Annotated in this window: 12 protein-coding genes; 9 read left to right on the top strand and 3 right to left on the bottom strand. The window is 66.1% G+C overall.

Annotated elements, in window-relative coordinates:
• Positions 1-37: 37 nt before the first annotated feature.
• From KTR40_RS18930 to KTR40_RS18920, 3 genes are all read right to left on the bottom strand, one after another.
• Positions 38-1,642, bottom strand: coding sequence for an ABC transporter substrate-binding protein (locus KTR40_RS18930; RefSeq protein ID WP_139027240.1), 1,605 nt, complete (start codon positions 1,640-1,642; stop codon positions 38-40).
• Between the two features lie 165 nt (positions 1,643-1,807).
• Complete coding sequence (gene murJ, locus KTR40_RS18925) at positions 1,808-3,967, bottom strand: murein biosynthesis integral membrane protein MurJ (RefSeq protein WP_228404807.1); 2,160 nt, start codon at positions 3,965-3,967, stop codon at positions 1,808-1,810.
• A 61-nt stretch (positions 3,968-4,028) separates the two neighbouring features.
• Positions 4,029-4,529, bottom strand: coding sequence for an NUDIX hydrolase (locus KTR40_RS18920; RefSeq protein ID WP_139027238.1), 501 nt, complete (start codon positions 4,527-4,529; stop codon positions 4,029-4,031).
• Positions 4,530-4,736: 207 nt separating this feature from the next.
• Between KTR40_RS18920 and KTR40_RS18915 the strand changes: the two genes are divergently transcribed.
• From KTR40_RS18915 to KTR40_RS18875, 9 genes are all read left to right on the top strand, one after another.
• Entirely contained in the window at positions 4,737-6,266 is a 1,530-nt protein-coding gene (locus tag KTR40_RS18915; RefSeq protein ID WP_228404805.1) for a CCA tRNA nucleotidyltransferase, read from the top strand.
• The gene (locus tag KTR40_RS18910; RefSeq protein WP_139027236.1) at positions 6,263-6,847 is read left to right on the top strand and encodes a histidine phosphatase family protein; all 585 of its coding nucleotides are present in this window, start codon (positions 6,263-6,265) and stop codon (positions 6,845-6,847) included. Before KTR40_RS18915 ends, KTR40_RS18910 begins: the two co-directional genes overlap by 4 nt.
• A 604-nt stretch (positions 6,848-7,451) precedes the next feature.
• Positions 7,452-7,589 carry a hypothetical protein gene (locus KTR40_RS18905; protein ID WP_171058864.1) on the top strand — a complete coding sequence of 46 codons (138 nt, stop codon included), beginning with the start codon at positions 7,452-7,454 and terminating at the stop codon, positions 7,587-7,589.
• 172 nt (positions 7,590-7,761) lie between these two features.
• Positions 7,762-9,228 carry a glycosyltransferase family 87 protein gene (locus tag KTR40_RS18900; protein WP_228404803.1) on the top strand — a complete coding sequence of 489 codons (1,467 nt, stop codon included), beginning with the start codon at positions 7,762-7,764 and terminating at the stop codon, positions 9,226-9,228.
• Positions 9,221-10,669 (top strand): NAD(P)/FAD-dependent oxidoreductase, encoded by a 1,449-nt coding sequence (locus tag KTR40_RS18895; RefSeq protein WP_139027234.1) that lies wholly within the window; start codon positions 9,221-9,223, stop codon positions 10,667-10,669. Before KTR40_RS18900 ends, KTR40_RS18895 begins: the two co-directional genes overlap by 8 nt.
• Positions 10,670-10,737: 68 nt before the next feature.
• The gene (locus KTR40_RS18890) at positions 10,738-12,726 is read left to right on the top strand and encodes a penicillin-binding transpeptidase domain-containing protein (protein WP_139027233.1); all 1,989 of its coding nucleotides are present in this window, start codon (positions 10,738-10,740) and stop codon (positions 12,724-12,726) included.
• 93 nt (positions 12,727-12,819) lie between these two features.
• The gene (locus KTR40_RS18885; protein WP_139027232.1) at positions 12,820-14,502 is read left to right on the top strand and encodes an ABC-F family ATP-binding cassette domain-containing protein; all 1,683 of its coding nucleotides are present in this window, start codon (positions 12,820-12,822) and stop codon (positions 14,500-14,502) included.
• A 183-nt stretch (positions 14,503-14,685) separates the two neighbouring features.
• On the top strand, positions 14,686-15,879 hold the full coding sequence (locus KTR40_RS18880) for an MFS transporter (protein ID WP_228404801.1): 1,194 nt from the start codon (positions 14,686-14,688) through the stop codon (positions 15,877-15,879).
• A gap of 57 nt (positions 15,880-15,936) precedes the next feature.
• Complete coding sequence (locus KTR40_RS18875; RefSeq protein ID WP_228404799.1) at positions 15,937-17,433, top strand: bifunctional phosphatase PAP2/diacylglycerol kinase family protein; 1,497 nt, start codon at positions 15,937-15,939, stop codon at positions 17,431-17,433.
• The last annotated feature ends 108 nt before the right edge of the window (positions 17,434-17,541 follow it).

Raw genomic sequence — 17,541 nt, 5'->3', positions numbered from 1 at the left:
CAGCAGGCGCCTCGCCTGCCTGTTGCCCCAGGAGGACTTACTGGACCTTGATCTCGGCGAGCCGGATGCCGTAACCGTAGCGGGTCTTGGGAGCAGCGAGTCGAGGCAGCGAATTGATGGAAACAATCACGTACTGGGCCTGGACAGGCTCGGCCAGCGGCATGGTCAGGTCCGTTGAGGTGAAGCTGTTGGTCCCTACGGCTTTGGCTCCGTCGAGGGCAGGCCGGTCGTTGGTGTACACCGTGATGTTTCCACCGGATCCCCCCAACTGCGAGAGTGTGATGGAAGAAACCTTTGCCGGGCTCTTGAGCTTTACCACCAGCGGGACGCCCTGGGCCGCCAGGCCGCCCCAGTTTTCAGTGGCGAACTCCATGTCCGACCAATAGCTGGCAGCGTTACCGTCATAGGCCTTCACCAGGTCACCATCGAAGGCGGCGGCGAAATCGAAGTTCCCCTGCCTGCTGATGTTTTCAATGGCCGGGGGGACCGCGGGCGGAGCGGATGGCGGCGCCTGCGTTCCGGGTTCCGTGGTCGCCGGGGCTCCGCTGTTGGTGGCGGGGGCGGTGGGAACAGCCTGCGGCTGCGGTGACAACAGGCTGCCCAGGTTTGTTACGGCGAAAACGAGTCCGGCAATGAGGACCACAGCGAGCAACCCGCCGACGAGCCACCGCATGGACCTGGGCTCCCGGCTGTCCTCGTCACGGTCGTCGTCATAGCCGGGTTCTTCATCATAGGAAGCACCTGCAGCGGCGGGCGCGGCAGAGCGGGCAAACAAGGACGATTTCTTGTCCGGCTGGGGTTCATCCTTTACCGGGGCGTTCCCGGAAGGCTGGTCCTCTGAGTAGGCGTAATCGTCGTCAGACCATAGCGAGACCTTCGGTTTTCCGCCCGGAGCTCCCTCCCCGTGGACAGGCCCCGTGACCTGCGGCTGCCCTGCCTGATCGGCCGGGGTCTGATCTGCCCGGGTTGGATCAGCCTGGGTTGGAGTGGAACGTGTTGCGGTTTCGCTGCCGTTGCGGGCTGCAGAACCGGCGGCAGCCGCAGCGCCCGCTGCCCCGAGGGCTCCACCGGCAGCTGCTGCCCCGCCCACTGCAGAAGCACCGCTGGACTTGCGCGCGGAGGAAGGTGCCGCAGCCGGCCGGACAGGCGGCTTGGGCGGCACAGCTGGTGCGTGCCGGTAGGGATCCACCTGGCTGGGGTGCGTGTCCGAGTAGTTGATGTAGCCCGCTTCGACGTGGTCTTCATCGTCGTAAGGCTCGGGCTCGTGAGACCTTGGCTGCCCGAAGATCTCGCTGCCCAGGGTGTCCGTGAAGAATGGTTCCACATAGGGGGGATTCGAGGCCACCACGAGGTCCAGCAGGTCCGCAGCGGACGTGTGGTTGGTGATGAGGTAGGTGGCGGCCTCGGTCATGCCAAGGTCCAGGACCTGGACGGTTCCGGGCCGCTCGCCGGTAGCCACTTCACGGGCGCTCTGGGCAACCTGTTCAGTGTTGCCGGGGCCGGCCACCAGGATGCTGACTGGACGGTTCAGGACCTGGTCCACACCGTCCAGTACCAGATCGTGGTCGTGCGAGGCCAATACAGTGGCGGTGACCTTATAACGGCCGCCCAGTACTGATCCGACATCGATCGGGTTGGACACGTGTTCCTCCTAGACTGTCCGGGAGTGCCGGCTTGAATGATGCAACCGCCACCCAGGAGCCGCCGGGCGGCTGGCCCCTGAATGCAACTACCCCTGTACCTTCTCGATCCTAGCCGATTGCGTCCCCTGCGCCCTGGATCGCAGCGGCGGAGAACTGCTCGAGCGTCACTTTTTCCGGGGGCGCCGCTGCTTGAAATAGGGGTTCTCGCCGGGCTTTCCCTGGAAGGTACGGCGCCCTGGCAGCGGAATCTGTTCCTTGAGCAAACCCCCACGGGCCGTACTGGGCTGGTCTTCCGCCGGAAGGTAGTCCTGGTCGGACGAAGCCGGCCCATCGCCGTCGCGCGCCTGCCTCCGCATTGCCTGATGTTCCGTGCCCTCCTGTTCCGGAGCCGGCCCCGCCCGGAAGGAAACGGCGTCGAACTCGCCGGAAATGCGGGGAATAAGCCCGGTGTCCACGGAGGTTGTGGCACGCTCCGGTGCGGGCCGTCGTCGTTCAGCCGAAGGCTCACCAGGGGCAGAGTCCGACGGCGGGTTCCCGGCTTCCGCCGAAGGTGCCGGCGGTGCGCCCCGGCCGAGCCGCCCCAGGAGGGGGCGGAGCAGGTCCCGCAGTTCGGCTACCCGGAACAGCTTGAGCAGGAAGAAGTAGGCCACCAGCATGACCGGACCCACCACGACGACAGTCACGAGGGCTGACAGCCGGTCGCGCCAGGCGAAACCGTCAGGGCTGTAGCTGCCCATCAGCCACAGCGCACCCGCACCTGCAACGGCCGAACCCAGCGCCGCCCACCCCATGCGGATGTAGGAGTTGGCGATCCGTGCCCCGTCCAGGTGCCCCAGGAGGCGTCGCAGGAAGTACGCGCTGATGACCACCGAGAGGATATTGCCCACCATATAAAGCACGGCGATGGCGTAGATGATCTGGGTGACCGGCAGGAACTGGATGGCGAAGGCCCCAGCCACGTAGACAACCGCCAGCTGCAGCTGGATGTAGAAGGGGGTGCGGGCGTCCTCATTCGCGTAGAAGACGCGGGACATCATGAAGTTGGCGCTCATGAACGGCGTGCTGAGCGCCAGGATGGTGAGCGTCTGGGCCAGCATGACGCCGTCCTGGCGCAGGCCTCCGGAGAAGAACATGCCCAGCGGGCCCGCAAGGGCAAAGAGGGCCAGCGCGCCGAAGACGGTGGCCACCGCCATGGTCCGCAGGCCATGGGAGAGGGCTTCGCGCAGTTCGGCGCGGTTCCCGTCCTGCGAGGCCCGCGTCATCCTGTTAAACAGGACGGTGGCTAGGGACAGCGCGATGATGGAGTGCGGCAGCAGGTAGAGCTGGCTGGCCACCTCCAGCACGGCGTTGCCGGGCAGCATGTTCGCTGACGGGTCTCCCGCCTGCTGCAGACGGATGCGTTCCGCGCCGGGGATGGTGGCGATGCGCATGACGTACAGGAAGGCAAGCTGCCCGACGGCGGCAGTCAGCAGGGTCCAGACGCTCAGCTTGGCGGCCTGGCCCAGTCCCACTCCCCGCCAGCCGAACCGGGGACGGAGGCCCAGCCGCAGGCGGATAACGGGAATCATCAGGATGGCAGTCTGGGACACCACGCCGATGGTGGAGAACCCGGCCACCAGCAGGGTTTGCGTGCTGCCCCAGTTGTCCAGCGTGTGCGGATTCAGTTCATTCGCCCCGAAGATCCAGATGAACATGCCCAGGCCGGCGATGGCCACCACGTTATTAAGGATGGGAGCCCACATGGCGGGGCCGAACGCCCCGTTTGCGTTCAGTACCTGGGTGAGGAGGGCGTAGAGGCCGTAGAAGAAGATCTGCGGCAGGCACCAGAAGGCAAAGGTGACGGCCAGGGCCTTTTGCTGGGGCGTGTATCCCTGGGTGGTGAGTTCTATGACGCCGGGCGCCGCCAGGGTAACCAGGGCTGTCAGTCCCAGCAGGAGGAGCACAGCCAGCGTCAGCAGCCGGCTGATGTAGTCCGCCCCCCTGTCCGGCGCCTTGCTTGCCTTGATGATCTGGGGCACCAGGACCGCGTTGAACACGCCGCCGGCCACCAGCAGGAAGATCAGGTTGGGCAGGTTGTTCGCGTTGATGAAGGTGTCATTGACGGTGGAGCCCAGGCCCAGGGCCGTGCCCAGCATCCACGTCTTTCCGAAACCCAGGAACCGCGAAACGAGTGTTCCGGCAGCCATGATGGCGCTGGAGCGGGTCTCGCTGGCAGCAACTGTGCCCGGGGTGCCGTCCGCACCGGCCGGCTCGGGGGGAACGCCGTCCGGCACGGCATCGCCGGGACGTCCGGCTTTATCGGAAGGAAAGTTGGTAGCTGACATCGAGTTCATCGTCTCACCCGCGGGCGGTAAACGCCGCAACCGGGGGCCGGGGCACACAGCCCTAAAGATGCCCGGGGAGGACTTCGCGGGCCAGATCGGCGATCCGGCGCTCGTTGGGGAAGGACAGCTTCCGTGCCAGTTCCTGGATGGGAACCCAGGCGACATCCACGGCTTCCTGGTCCGGATCGTTCTCGATGGTGAGCTCGCCGCCAGTGGCACGGAGGAGGTAGTGATGGACCGTTTTGTGGACCCTGTGGCCGCTGACGGTGAACCAGTAGTCGATGCTTCCCAGCGGTGCGAGGATGTCGCCTTCGATGCCGGTTTCCTCGGCAATTTCGCGGACCGCGGCCTGTTCGTTGTTTTCTTTGCCCTCCGGGTGGCCCTTCGGAAGGCACCACTCCAGACGTCCGCCGCGATTAAGGCGGGCGATGATCGCAACCCTCAATTCGGCGTCGGACGTGTCCACCACGACGCCGCCGGCGGAGACCTCCTCAACCGTGGGCAGCGTTGCCGGTGCCGAATGCTGGGCAGGGGCAACGTGCGCACCGATTGCCGACGGCAATGGTGGGTTTGTCCTCCTGCCTGGAGCGCTCGGTACTGGATGGGCCATGGAGTCCACTCTAACGACTGTTGCCCGTTCGTGATGACCGGAACATGACACCAACATGGACGGCATATGACGCACTTTCCCCCGCACGGAGCTATTCCGCGGGATCTTGACCCTAATTTGGCCTGCCGACACGCTGGTTTCTGCCAAGCTTAAGTAACTATGGCGCACGCACATCACAAGACTGATTCCCAGACCGTCGATTTCCAGGTGGACCCGGTGGTCCTGGAGCTCGGCCGGCGCTTCGTGGACGCCGGCCATGAACTGTCGCTGGTGGGCGGGCCGGTGCGCGACCTTTTCCTGGGCAGGACCTCCCCCGACCTGGACTTCACCACCGATGCCACCCCGGACCAGACGGTGGCCCTCATCAAGAAGTGGGCGGATAACTACTGGGAGATCGGCCGGGCGTTTGGCACGATCGGCATGCGCAAGGCCGGTTTCCAGATCGAAATCACCACCTACCGGGCAGAAGCCTACGATCCCGATTCCCGCAAGCCGGTGGTGGCGTTCGGATCCTCACTGACCGATGACCTGCTGCGGCGTGACTTCACCATCAACGCCATGGCCCTGAAGCTGCCTTCCCTGGAACTGGTGGATCCCTTCGGCGGGGTCCGTGACCTTCATGCATCCGTCCTGGCCACTCCGGGGGCACCCGAGCTCTCTTTCTCCGACGATCCGCTGAGGATGATGCGTGCGGCGCGGTTCGCTGCCCAGCTGGGTGTGTCCGTGCATGAGGACGTCCGGCGGGCCATGACGCAGATGGCGGAGCGGATCACCATCATTTCCGCCGAACGCGTGCGGGACGAACTGGTCAAGCTCATCTGCGGTGCCAGTCCGCGCGTGGGCGTGGACCTGCTGGTGGACACGGGCCTCGCCGAGTTCGTGCTGCCGGAGGTTTCCGCGCTCCGTTTGGAGTCGGACGAGCACCACCGGCACAAGGACGTCTACCAGCACTCGCTGCAGGTTTTGGAGCAGGCAGCGGAACTGGAGACGGACGGTGAAGGCCCGGTGCCGGGTCCGGACTTTGTGCTGCGCTTCGCTGCATTAATGCACGACGTCGGGAAGCCGGCTACGCGCCGCTTCGAACCGGGCGGTGCGGTGAGCTTCCGCCACCATGACATGGTGGGGGCCAAGCTCACCTCCAAGCGGATGAAGGCGCTGCGGTTCGACAACGACACCACCAAGGCTGTGGCCCGCCTGGTGGAACTCCACATGCGCTTCTACGGCTACGGGGAGGCCGGCTGGAGCGATTCCGCAGTCCGCCGCTACGTGACCGACGCCGGGCCGCTGCTGGAGCGGCTGCACCGGCTCACCCGCTCGGACGTCACCACCCGCAACCAGCGGAAGGCCGAGCGGCTCGCGTTCGCCTACGACGACCTCGAAGCCCGCATCGCCGCGCTGCGCGAACAGGAGTCGCTGGACGCCGTTCGCCCGGACCTGGACGGGGCCCGGATCATGGCCCTGCTGGGGCTCAAACCGGGGCCCGTGGTGGGCCGCGCCTACAAGTTCCTGCTTAACGAGCGGATGGAGAACGGTCCCCTGTCCACGGAGGAAGCGGAAGCACGGCTGCTCCGCTGGTGGGCAGAACAGCCGGAAGCCAGCCCGGATGAAGCTGTACCCGCACCTGCAGGGCCGGAGGCCGGAACGTCTCCCGCCGCCGTCGAGCCTTCCCCTTCCGAGGAGTCCAAGTGACCATTCCTGCCCTTGCCCCCCGCCCCCAGCTCTGGATCCTCCGCCACGGTGAGACCGAATGGTCCAAAAGCGGCCAGTACACCGGACTCACTGATCTCCCCCTGACCGTCGAGGGGGAACAGCAGGCCGTGGAGGCCCGCAGGGTGCTGGATCCGGTCGACTTCGACCTGGTGCTCACGTCTCCCCTGCGGCGGGCACGGCGGACGGCAGAGCTGGCCGGCTTTCCGGATGCCCAGCATGAACCCCTGGCCGTGGAATGGAACTACGGCGACTACGAAGGCATCAGCTCCGACCTGATCCGGAAGGACAACCCCGACTACCTGATCTGGACGCACGGGGTTCCCAATGGCGAAACGCTGGACGAGGTTGCGGCCCGGGCGGACAAAATTATTGGCCGGGTACTGGAATCCGGCATGGACAACGTGCTGATTGTGGCCCACGGCCACTTCTCGAGGATCCTCACGGCACGCTGGCTGGAACTGCCGCCCATGGAAGGCCGCCATTTCATTCTGGGCACAGCCAAGGTCTGCACGCTGGGTTGGGACAAAAGGACCCCGGCTATTGTCCGCTGGGGCCTTTAATAGGGCTTTCCGAAATTTGTTTGGTTTATTGTGCTTTCTTACTGGCGGATATCCTTTGCCGTAGTGTAGTTTTATTCCTGACCCCAGAGCGTCTTGCCGGGGGATCGGCGCATGTTGTGCGGCCCTTGGCCGGTGCAACTGCAGAGCAGAAAAAGGAGGTTGGGAAAAATGATTACTTTGACTAGCGGACGGAAGATGAAGGTCACCGCCACCCCGGCCTCCGATGCTTTTGCGCGCCCATTTTGGGGAAATGCCGGCTCCTAGCCTTGCTCTCCTTGGGCTGGTGGAACACATCCTCCCAACTGCAACGCCACAGCCAGGGCACGTGCATTAACCCGTAAAGCCAAGGGCTTCCAGCCTGCCGGAGTGAGCACACGCCGGAAGCCTTGGCGTTACGCCGCAGCCGCGCGTTTCGCTTGGACTTTGCCTCCTATTTGCCGAACCACAGTGTGAGTGCTGTTTTTGTTCTGGCAATTCTTATCAATCCAGGTTATTCCTGAATGCGCTTTCACGCGCCCTAATTCCCGTCCCAATTGCATTGGCAAAAGGGATTAATTGCCGCGCCCGGTTTGCGGGCCAGCCAGTTCGAAAGGAGGTGATACCCATGAGAAAGTTCCGGAAACTCCTGTTGCAGCCGCAAGGACGACGCAGCAGCAAGAGGATGATCAACGAACCCCTGCTGGAGAAGCAGCGCGAAGACGTTTTCGTCCTGATGCACCAGCAGATCGGCGGCACGCGATAAGGAAAAGCGGCCGGCAACTGGACTGCGGCCCTGCCGCGGCACGCGTGCCGACCTCAGCTGAGGAGGCGTTGTGGACATCAGCCACTTTCCGTCCGGAGCCCACGCGGCGACGCGTGGGCTCCACCTCACCGGTGGCCCCCGTACCTCCATGCTGCGGCGGTAAGCTCAAGCCATGCAGGAGTCCCAGCCGCCGGAGCACCAAGGAAGGCCGCGCCTGGTGGTTCCCAGCCGCAGCGATGTCCTGCTGAGGAACTTCACGGAATTGGTGGGCGGTCCCCTTGGAATCCGGGCCGCTCCGGGAGTCGTCTCCCCCGGCGTCTTCACCGTGGAACGGGTCCTGATCCTGTTGACCGTGCTGGCGGCCCTCGCGGGCGTCCTGCTCAAGGGCTACTGCCGCGCCAACGGATGGGAATCCCCCGCCCAGTTTTACGCCACCTGCTACTCCGACTTCCCGGAATTGTTCAGGAACCGCGGGCTCGCGGAGGGACAGTTTCCCATTGTGGGCCGCGGAAGCCAGTTTGAGTACCCGGTCCTCACCGCCCTGATCGCGGGGGCGACGGCATGGCTGGTTCCGGGGACCGGAGTGTCGGACGCCCGGATGCTCGCCTACTTCGATATCAATGCTGCTCTGCTGGCGGCGGTCGCTGTGGTGACGGTCCTGGCTACGGCCCGGATGAGCAGCCGCCGCCCTTGGGACGCAGCCATGGTGGCGCTGGCACCGGGCATCATCCTGGCCGGGACCATAAATTGGGATCTTTGGGCGGTGGCGCTGCTTGCCGTGGGATTGTATTTCTTCTCCCGGGAACGGCTGGTGCTGGCCGGAGTCTTCATCGGCCTGGCGACGGCGGCGAAGCTGTATCCGCTGCTCATCCTGGGCGCAGTGCTCCTGCTCGCCCTGCGGACCGGCCGCATCCAGCCCCTGGTAAAGACAGCGGGGGCCGCAGGGGCCGCCTGGTTGGCAGTGAACCTGCCCTTCGCCGTCGCAAACCCCTCCGGGTGGGCGTACTTCTACCAGTTCTCAGCCGACCGTGGCGCCGGGTACGGATCACCGTGGTTCGCCTACAACCTGGTGCTGAACAGGTTGAGGGGGCAGGAACTGGGCGCCGACGCGGTGAACCTCCTGTCCGTCGGCCTTTTTGCGGCGGCCTGCGCCCTGATCGCCCTGATTGCCTTCACGGCGACGCGCCGCCCGCGCCTGGCCCAGCTGGCCTTCCTGGTTGTGGCGGCATTCATCCTCACGAACAAGGTCTACTCACCGCAATATGTGGTCTGGCTGATCCCGCTGCTCGCACTGGCCAGGCCGCGGTGGCGGGACTTCCTGGTCTGGCAGGGCATCGAAGGCCTGCATTGGGCCGCTGTGTGGATGTACCTTGGACAGGTGACCAGCGCAGGCTCCTCCCAGCACAACCTGGATATGCCGTATTACGTCCTGGCCGTGGCGGCGCATATGGGGGCCGTTGCCTACTTGATGGCACGGGTGGCGTGGGACATCTACGACCCCAACTACGATCCCATCCGGCGGCACCACCTGGACGATCCCCATGGTGGACCTTTCAACGGCGCCCCGGACCGGTTCAGGCTGAACCTGCGCCGCACGGCGGACTCCGCCGTCCAACGGAAGGCGGCAGCCGATGCCTGACGTTGCGGTGGTGGGCGCAGGACCCAACGGACTTGCAGCGGCGGCAGTGATGGCGCGGGCAGGGCTGTCGGTGGAGGTTTTCGAAGCTGCCGCTACCATCGGCGGCGGGACGCGTACGGCGGAACTGATGCAGCCGGGGCACTTCCACGACGTCTGCTCCGCTGTCCATCCCATGGCCCTGGCCTCGCCTTTCTTCCGTGCCTTCGAGCTGTCCCGGCGGGTGGAACTTGTCACGCCCCAGCTGTCCTTCGGCTCTCCCCTGGACGGCGGCCGGGCCGCGCTTGCCTACCGTTCACTTGACCGGACGGCAGCGGGGCTCGGGCGGGACGGGGCTGCTTACCGGCGCCTCATGGGACCGTTGGTCCGGGCCGTCGACGACGTTATGGACTTCACGCAGAACCAGCTCTTCCGCCTCCCCCGGAATCCTGTCGCTGCGGGCATCTTCGGCCTCCGCACCCTGGAACAGGGCTCGGGACTGTGGAACGCCCGGTTCCGCGAAGAACTGGCCCCTGCCCTGCTCAGCGGCGTTGCCGCCCACGCCGTGTCCCACCTGCCATCGCTGGCCGCGTCCGGAGCGGGACTGATGCTGGGGGCGCTGGGCCACGCTGAAGGGTGGCCAATTCCGCTGGGTGGATCCGCTGCCATTGCCGCCGCCCTGGCGGCGGACATCAAGGCGCACGGAGGGGTGCTCCACACGAACGCCCCGATAAACCGGCTGCAGGACCTCCCGGCCGTGCGGGCCACCCTGCTGGATGTAGCGCCGCGGGGCCTGGTGGACATTGCCGGGGACTCCCTTCCCTCCCGCTACCGCAAGGCCCTTGAGTCCTTCCGCTACGGGAATGGCTCCTGCAAGGTGGACTTCATACTTTCCGGTCCCGTGCCCTGGACAGCGGCGGAACTGGCCGACGCCGGGACAGTCCATGTTGGCGGAACCAGGGCCGAACTTGCGCATGCCGAAAACGACGTCAGCGCGGGCCGGCACCCCGAGCGGCCATATGTGCTGGTGGCCCAGCCCTCGCGCTTCGATCCTGGCCGGGCTCCCGCCGGGCGGCACACCCTGTGGACCTACTGCCACGTACCTGCCGGGTCAACCAAGGATATGGCCGGGGCAATCACTGCCCAGCTGGAACGGTTTGCCCCCGGTTTCCGGGACCTGGTGGTGGACACCAACGTGGTTACCGCGGCGCAGTTGGCAGAGTACAACCGGAACTACATCGGCGGGGATTTCAGCGCCGGCACCATGGACCTCCGCGGCCTGGTCCAGCGGCCCGTGGTGTCGCGGCACCCGTGGCGCACCCCGCTCCCGGGCGTCTACCTTTGCTCCTCGTCCACTCCGCCAGGGCCCGGGGTTACCGGCATGCCCGGTTTCCATGCGGCAACATATGCCCTTAAGGACATATTCCAGCTGCCCGTTCCGGCGCTGGGCCTGAACGCGACCTAGGGAACCGGAGCGTCGCGGCAGCTGCTGAATGGCCAAAGGGACCGGGCCCAACGGGTGATAATGGCCGGATGGGGAATTCAACAAAACTTTCTGTGTCCGTCGCTGTGCTGATCCTGGGAACCTCGCTGGTGGCCTGCGACGACGGCAGGAGCGGGGCTGAGGCGGCAGTCCAGCAGTTCGCCACCGCCGTTTCGTCGCTGGATGTGGGGCCGGTGGCCTTCGACGGCAAGGACGCCGCGGCCGCCAATGACCAGCTGCGAAGCGTCTTCGCCGCACTGGAACCACAGAAGCCGGCGGTTGAAGCGGGAGACGTAACCCTCGACGGGGACAACGCCTCAGCGCCCCTGAACTACACGTGGAAATTCGGCGAGGCGGAGTGGAAGTACACGGTCCCGGCCAAGTTCCGGAAGTCCGGGGACAAGTGGCTCGCGGTCTGGGACCCCGCCACCCTGGTGCCCGGCCTGGCCGACAGCGAGGTCCTGTCCAAAGGCTCCCAGTCCCCGCAGCGCGCGGACATCCTCGGAGCCGGTGACGCACCCTTGGTCACCTACCGGCCGGTGGTGAACGTCGGCATTGACAAGCCCCAGCTGGTGGGCGCCGATCCCGCAGACTCTGCCGCCAAGCTCGCCGCCCTCGTCGGGGTTGACCCGGCCGGCTACGTCCAGCAGGTGCAGGCCTCCGGAGCAGAAGCCTTCGTTTCCGCGATCACGCTGCGGGAAGAGGGCAGGACCATCACCAACGAACAAATTGCAGCCATTCCCGGTGCCCGTGCCATTCCTGCCTCGGTGCCGTTGGCACCCAGCCGGACCTTCGCCCGCGCCGTCCTCGGCACTGTCGGCGAGGCCACGGCGGAGCAGATCGAGGCCTCCGAGGGTGCCCTGACTGCCGGGGACGTGACAGGCATCGGTGGGCTGCAGCAACAGTACGACGAACAGCTGAGGGGGACGGACGCCGTCGTGATCCGTGCCCAGCGCGCGGACCTGACCCGCGAGCAGATCCAGTCCGCCGCAACGGACCCCCGGCGGGTCCTCTTCGAAGTGGCACCCACACCGGGAACGCCGCTGAAGACAACCATCGACGCGAAGCTGCAGTCGCTGGCCGAAAGCACCCTGGAGGACGTGGCTCCGGCCTCCGCCATCGTGGCGCTGCGCCCGTCCAGCGGTGCCGTCCTGGCCGTGGCGTCCGGTCCCGGAAGCAACGGCTACAACACAGCCATGCTGGGCCAGTACGCGCCCGGTTCCATCTTCAAGATGGTGGACTCGCTGGCGATGTTCCGCAACGGCCTGACCCCTGACTCGAAGGTTGAATGCACACCCACGCTGACTGTGGACGGACGCACTTTCAAGAACGCTGAAGGCTACCCGGAGGGCTCCCTCGGCTCCGTCACCCTCCGCGATGCCTTTGCGCATTCGTGCAATACGGCGTTCATCGCCGCCCGGGACAGCGTGTCCCAGGCACAGCTTGAGGCCGCCGCCCTGGCCATGGGAATCGCCGTCGAAGCCCCTTCACTGGGGGCCGAAGCGTTCCTGGGGTCCGTTCCGGGTGAGGCGGCCGGAACGGAGCATGCGGCCTCCATGATCGGCCAGGGCAAGGTGCTGCTCTCGCCGCTGGCGGCGGCCGTGATGGCTGGTTCCGTGGCCAAGGGCGCTCCCGTGTCGCCCCAGCTGGTGGTAAATCCCGACGGCGGCACTCCAGCCGCCGGGACGACGAGCGGTTCCACCGCACCCGCCGCCCAGCCGTCTGCCACGGCAACCGGCGAGGCACCGGCGACGGCGTCAGGCGAGCCCATCACGGCGGCGGAGGCCGCAGCCCTGGCGGACATGATGCGTGCCGTGGTCACATCCGGGCATGCCGGCTTCCTTGCGAGCGTTCCCGGTGCTCCGGTAGGAGCCAAGACCGGCACGGCGGAGTTCGGCAAGGAGAATCCCCCGAAGACGCATGCCTGGATCGTTGCTGTCCACGCAGACCTGGCCGTGGCCGTCTTCGTGGAGGACGGCGGACTGGGCGCAACGACGTCCGGGCCGCTGCTGAAGGAGTTCCTCACCGCCGCCGGGTAGGAGTTTTTGTCCACGTACGCCGACTTCCGGGCTGATTATCCCTGCGTACCCTGGACAAAAATTCGCCGGCTTGGCCGTGGGAGGATGGAACACGTGGCCCATATTGACGTTTCCGGTATCGATTACTTCCTCTCCGACGGCACCCAGCTGCTCAACGGCGTCACCTTCAAGGTTCCGGACGGCACCAAGACTGCCCTGATCGGCCCCAACGGAACCGGCAAGACCACCCTGTTCCGGATCATTGCCGGGGACTTGGTACCGGACGAAGGCGTCATCGGCCGGTCCGGGTCCATGGGCATCATGCGCCAGTTCGTGGGCCAGGTCCGGGACGGCTCCACAGTCCGCGACCTCCTGGTGTCCGCCGCCCCGCCTGCCCTGGCAGCGGCGGCCCGGGAGGTGGACGACGCGGAGCTCGCCATGGTGGAGAACGACGACGAGCCCAGCCAGATGCGCTACGCCCAGGCCATCGTTGACTGGGGCGACGCGGGAGGGTACGACGTCGAGACAGTCTGGGACGAGGTCTGCATGGCCGCGCTGGGACTCCCCTTTGACCGCGCGCAGCACCGCCCGGCGTCGAGCCTTTCCGGCGGCGAGCAGAAGCGCCTGGTGCTTGAGGCCCTCTTTGCCGGCCCCGACGAACTGCTGCTGCTGGACGAACCGGACAACTACCTGGACGTTCCGGGCAAGCGCTGGCTTGAGGACAAGCTGAACGAGTCCAAAAAGACTGTGTTCTTCATCAGCCACGACCGTGAGCTGCTGAACAACGCCGCGGGACGCATCGTCACGCTGGAACCAGGAATCAACGGTGCTGGCGCCTGGATCCACGGCGGCGGCTTCGGCTCGTACGTGGAAGCGCGGGCGGACCGGAACGCCAGGTTCGAGGAATTGCGCAAGCGCTGGGACGAGGAGCACATCAAGCTCAAGGAACTCGTCAACATGTACAAGAACAAGGCAGCCTTCCGCTCCGACATGGCCAACCGGTACCACGCAGCCCAGACCCGGCTGGCCAAGTTCCTGGAAATCGGGCCGCCAGAGGCGCTGCCCATCGAGCAGAACGTGCAGATGCGGCTCAAGGGCGGGCGGACTGCCAAGCGGGCCATCGTAGCGGAGCAGCTGGAACTGACCGGGCTGATGAAGCCGTTTTCCACGGAGGTCTGGTTCGGCGACCGCGTAGGCGTCCTGGGTTCAAACGGCTCGGGCAAATCGCACTTCCTCCGGCTCCTCGCAACCGGGGGCACTGATCCGGAGCGGGAGCACCTGCCCGTTTCCGACGTCGAAATTGCCGAAGTGCCGCACGAAGGCACCGTTAAACTTGGCGCCCGAATCCGCCCGGGCTTCTTCGCCCAGACCCATGTCCGGCCGGACCTCCTGGGCAAAACGTTGCTGGAAATCCTGCACCGGGGCGACGAACACCGCTCCGGCCTGGGCCGCGAGGCAGCGGCCGGGGCGCTGGACGGCTACGGGCTTGCCGGGCAGTCCGAGCAGAAGTACGAGTCCCTCTCCGGAGGCCAGCAGGCGCGGTTCCAGATCCTGCTCCTGCAGCTGAGCGGCGCAACGCTGCTGCTCCTCGACGAGCCCACCGACAACCTGGACCTGCATTCCGCGGAGGCGCTGGAGCGGGCCATCGACCACTTCGAAGGCACCGTCCTCGCCGTGACGCACGACCGCTGGTTCGCCCGGACGTTTGACCGCTTCCTGGTGTTTGGATCCGACGGCAAGGTGTACGAATCGGCCGAACCGGTGTGGGACGAGAAACGCGTGGAGCGCGCCCGCTGACCGGACGCTCTCTCTTTTGATGTTGCCTTTCCCAAAACGCTCTATCAGTTGATGTGGGTTTTCGACAAACCGTCTCTCACCCACTGCAGGAGCGTTTGGTCTAAAGGCGCATCAAGTGAGAGAGCGTCTGATGGCAGAAGAGCGCACGCAACTGGACAAATTCTCCCTGGAAGTAGTGATTGTATGAGCAGCAATACGCGTACCTCGCAGGACGCCGGACTTAGGGCGGCCGCGGCTGCCACGTTTGTGGTCTTTGGCATCAACGGCCTGGTTTTCGCCAGCTGGGCCGCCCGAATCCCTGCCGTCACGGAGATCCTGGCGATCACCTCCGGGCAAATGGGCACGCTGCTGCTGTGCACCGCCGTAGGTTCACTGCTGGCACTGCCCACCGCCGGACTGGTGGTGGGCAGAATCGGGACCGCCAACACCGTGCGCTTCGGCGGGCTCCTCGCTGCCCTTGCGGGCGTGGGAATCGCCTCCTCGCTCTCTGTGGCATCAGTACCCGGCACGGCAATCGCCCTGTTCTTCTTCGGCATAGCCATCGGCCTGTGGGACGTGTCCCAGAACATTGAAGGCGCCGACGTCGAGCACAAGATGCGGCGAACCATCATGCCCCAGTTCCACGCGGCGTTCAGCGGTGGTGCCTTTGTGGGTGCCCTGATCGGGGCCGGCCTTTCCAACCTCGGCGTCGGCCTGCCCCTGCATCTGCTGGTCATCGCCGGCATCGTGGTACTGGTGACGCTCACGGCGCCGCGCTACTTCCTTCCGCACATTTCAACCTCAATCCCGGAGGGCGAACCGAAACCGGCAAAGGGCCCGTCAGCCTGGCGCGACAGCCGGACCCTGCTCATCGGCGTAGTGGTCCTGGGGGCGACGCTGACGGAGGGCGCGGGCAATGACTGGATTGCGAAAGCCTCCGTGGATGGGCTGGGCACGTCCGAGTCCACGGGTGCCTTGATGTTTGCCCTCTTTGTCCTCGCGATGACCGCCATGCGGTTCACGGGCGGCCGGGTCATCGACAAATATGGGAGGACCGCCGTGCTGCGGGCCAGCATGGGCGCGGCAGCACTGGGGCTCTGCCTCTTTGTGCTTGCTGGAAACGTATGGCTTGCGGCCGTGGGTGCGGCACTGTGGGGCGTTGGAGCCGCGCTGGCCTTCCCCATGGGGATGTCCGCCGCCGCGGATGATCCAAAGCATGCAGCAGCCAGGGTGTCCGTTGTATCAACCCTCGGGTATATCTCGTTCCTGGCAGGACCTCCCCTGCTGGGATACCTTGGCGACCTCACGGGAATCCACCTGGCGCTCCTGGCCATTCTTGCGCCGATCGTCCTTGCCCTGCTTCTGGCGGGGGCAGCCAAACCAATCAAGGCGGAGTAGCAAAGCGCCACTGTACGCCGGGGCGACCGGCAGGCAGGGGCGCGGTAGGGTGAGGGCATGCAGAGCAAATGGCGCCGGAGCCATCGTTGGATCAGCCGCATTGATAAATACCTTCTAAGGCATGTATCGGACCTCCCCGGCGGAAACCATGACGACTTCTTCCGCCGCCTGTCCGCCTCCGCCAACCACGGCAAGCTCTGGATGGGTGCCGCGGCGGTGATGGCGGCCTTCCCTGGCCGGACCCGCCGCGCGGCGCTGCATGGCCTCATAGCCCAGGCGGTTGCATCCGCCGTCACGAACGGGATCTTCAAAACCCTGCTCCCCCGCACCCGGCCCCTGCCGGAACACCTGCCGGTGTTCCGGTTCGTGCATCCCCAGCCCACCAGTTCGTCCATGCCGTCCGGCCATTCGGCGTCGGCTGTCGCGTTCGCCGTCGGAGTAGGGCTGGTCCGGCCCGCCCTTGGCGCCGCACTTGCTCCCGTGGCGGCGGGTGTGGCGTACTCACGCATCCACACTGGAGCCCACTGGCCCTCCGATGTCCTTTTCGGTTCGGCCCTGGGTGCCGGCGCTGCCCTTGTGACGCGCCATTGGTGGCCAGTGCGCCCGGCCTTTCCGCAAGTGGCACGGACCTGGGCCGACGCGCCCGAACTGCCGGGCGGCCAGGGATTGAGCATCGTGGTGAACACGCTTGGCGGATCCTTCACCGAGGAGACCGCCGCGGCCCTGCAGGAAGTATTCCCCGAAGCGCACATAAATACGGTCCAGCCGGAAGAGAACCTGGTCGAGGAAATCCGGAAGACGGCGGACTACCCTGGGACCCGCGCACTCGGTGTGTGGGGCGGGGACGGGACCGTGGGAGCTGCGGCAGCCGCCGCCATGGAAAGATCCCTTCCGCTGCTGGTCCTCCCGGGCGGGACGCTGAACCACTTCGCCCGGGACGCCGGGACCGGGAGCCTCAAGGAGGCGGTCGCCGCCGCATCAAAGGGGGAGGCCGCCATGGCCGACATCGGGATGGTCACGGTTGAGCGCGGCCTGGCCGGCAACCCGGAAACGGCGCAGCTGACGATGCTGAACACGTCCAGCGTGGGCCTGTACCCGAACTTTGTCCGCCGCCGGGAGCAGCTGCAGCCCGCCCTTGGCAAGCCGCTGGCCGGCGTGGTGGCGATGTTCCGCACGTTTGCCGCCGGCACCCCCACCACCCTGGCCGTCGACGGAAGGCGGCACAAAGTGTGGATCGCCTACGTTGGGCGGGGCCGGTACTACCCGCGGGACCACGCACCCCTGCTCCGGCCAGTGATGGACGACGGCGTGCTGGACGTCCGCATGATCACGGCGGACGAGTCCTTTGCCCGGCTGCGGCTGCTCTGGGCAGTGCTGACCGGAACCGTGGCAACCTCGCGGATCACCCACCTGTCGGAGGGCGCACGCGTGCGCATCGACGCCGGCGGGTCACCCATGGCCCTGGCAGTGGACGGCGAGGCGCTGGCCGGGGTCCTCAGCGCGGAGTACACCGTCCGTCCCCGGGCTTTGGCCTACTACTCTCCCCACCCCTAGCTGCCCCTGGACCGGCCAATCAACGGGACTACCCTGATCCGCCCCTGAATCATCCCTGAGACCGGCGAAAACCGTCCCTGCCATCGGTAGCGTGGTGCGTACCAGTCT

It is taken from the genome of Pseudarthrobacter sp. L1SW (assembly GCF_020809045.1).
Taxonomy (GTDB): domain Bacteria; phylum Actinomycetota; class Actinomycetes; order Actinomycetales; family Micrococcaceae; genus Arthrobacter.
The sequence above is the reverse complement of the archived record's forward strand: the minus strand, read 5'-3'. Positions and strand labels throughout refer to the sequence as shown.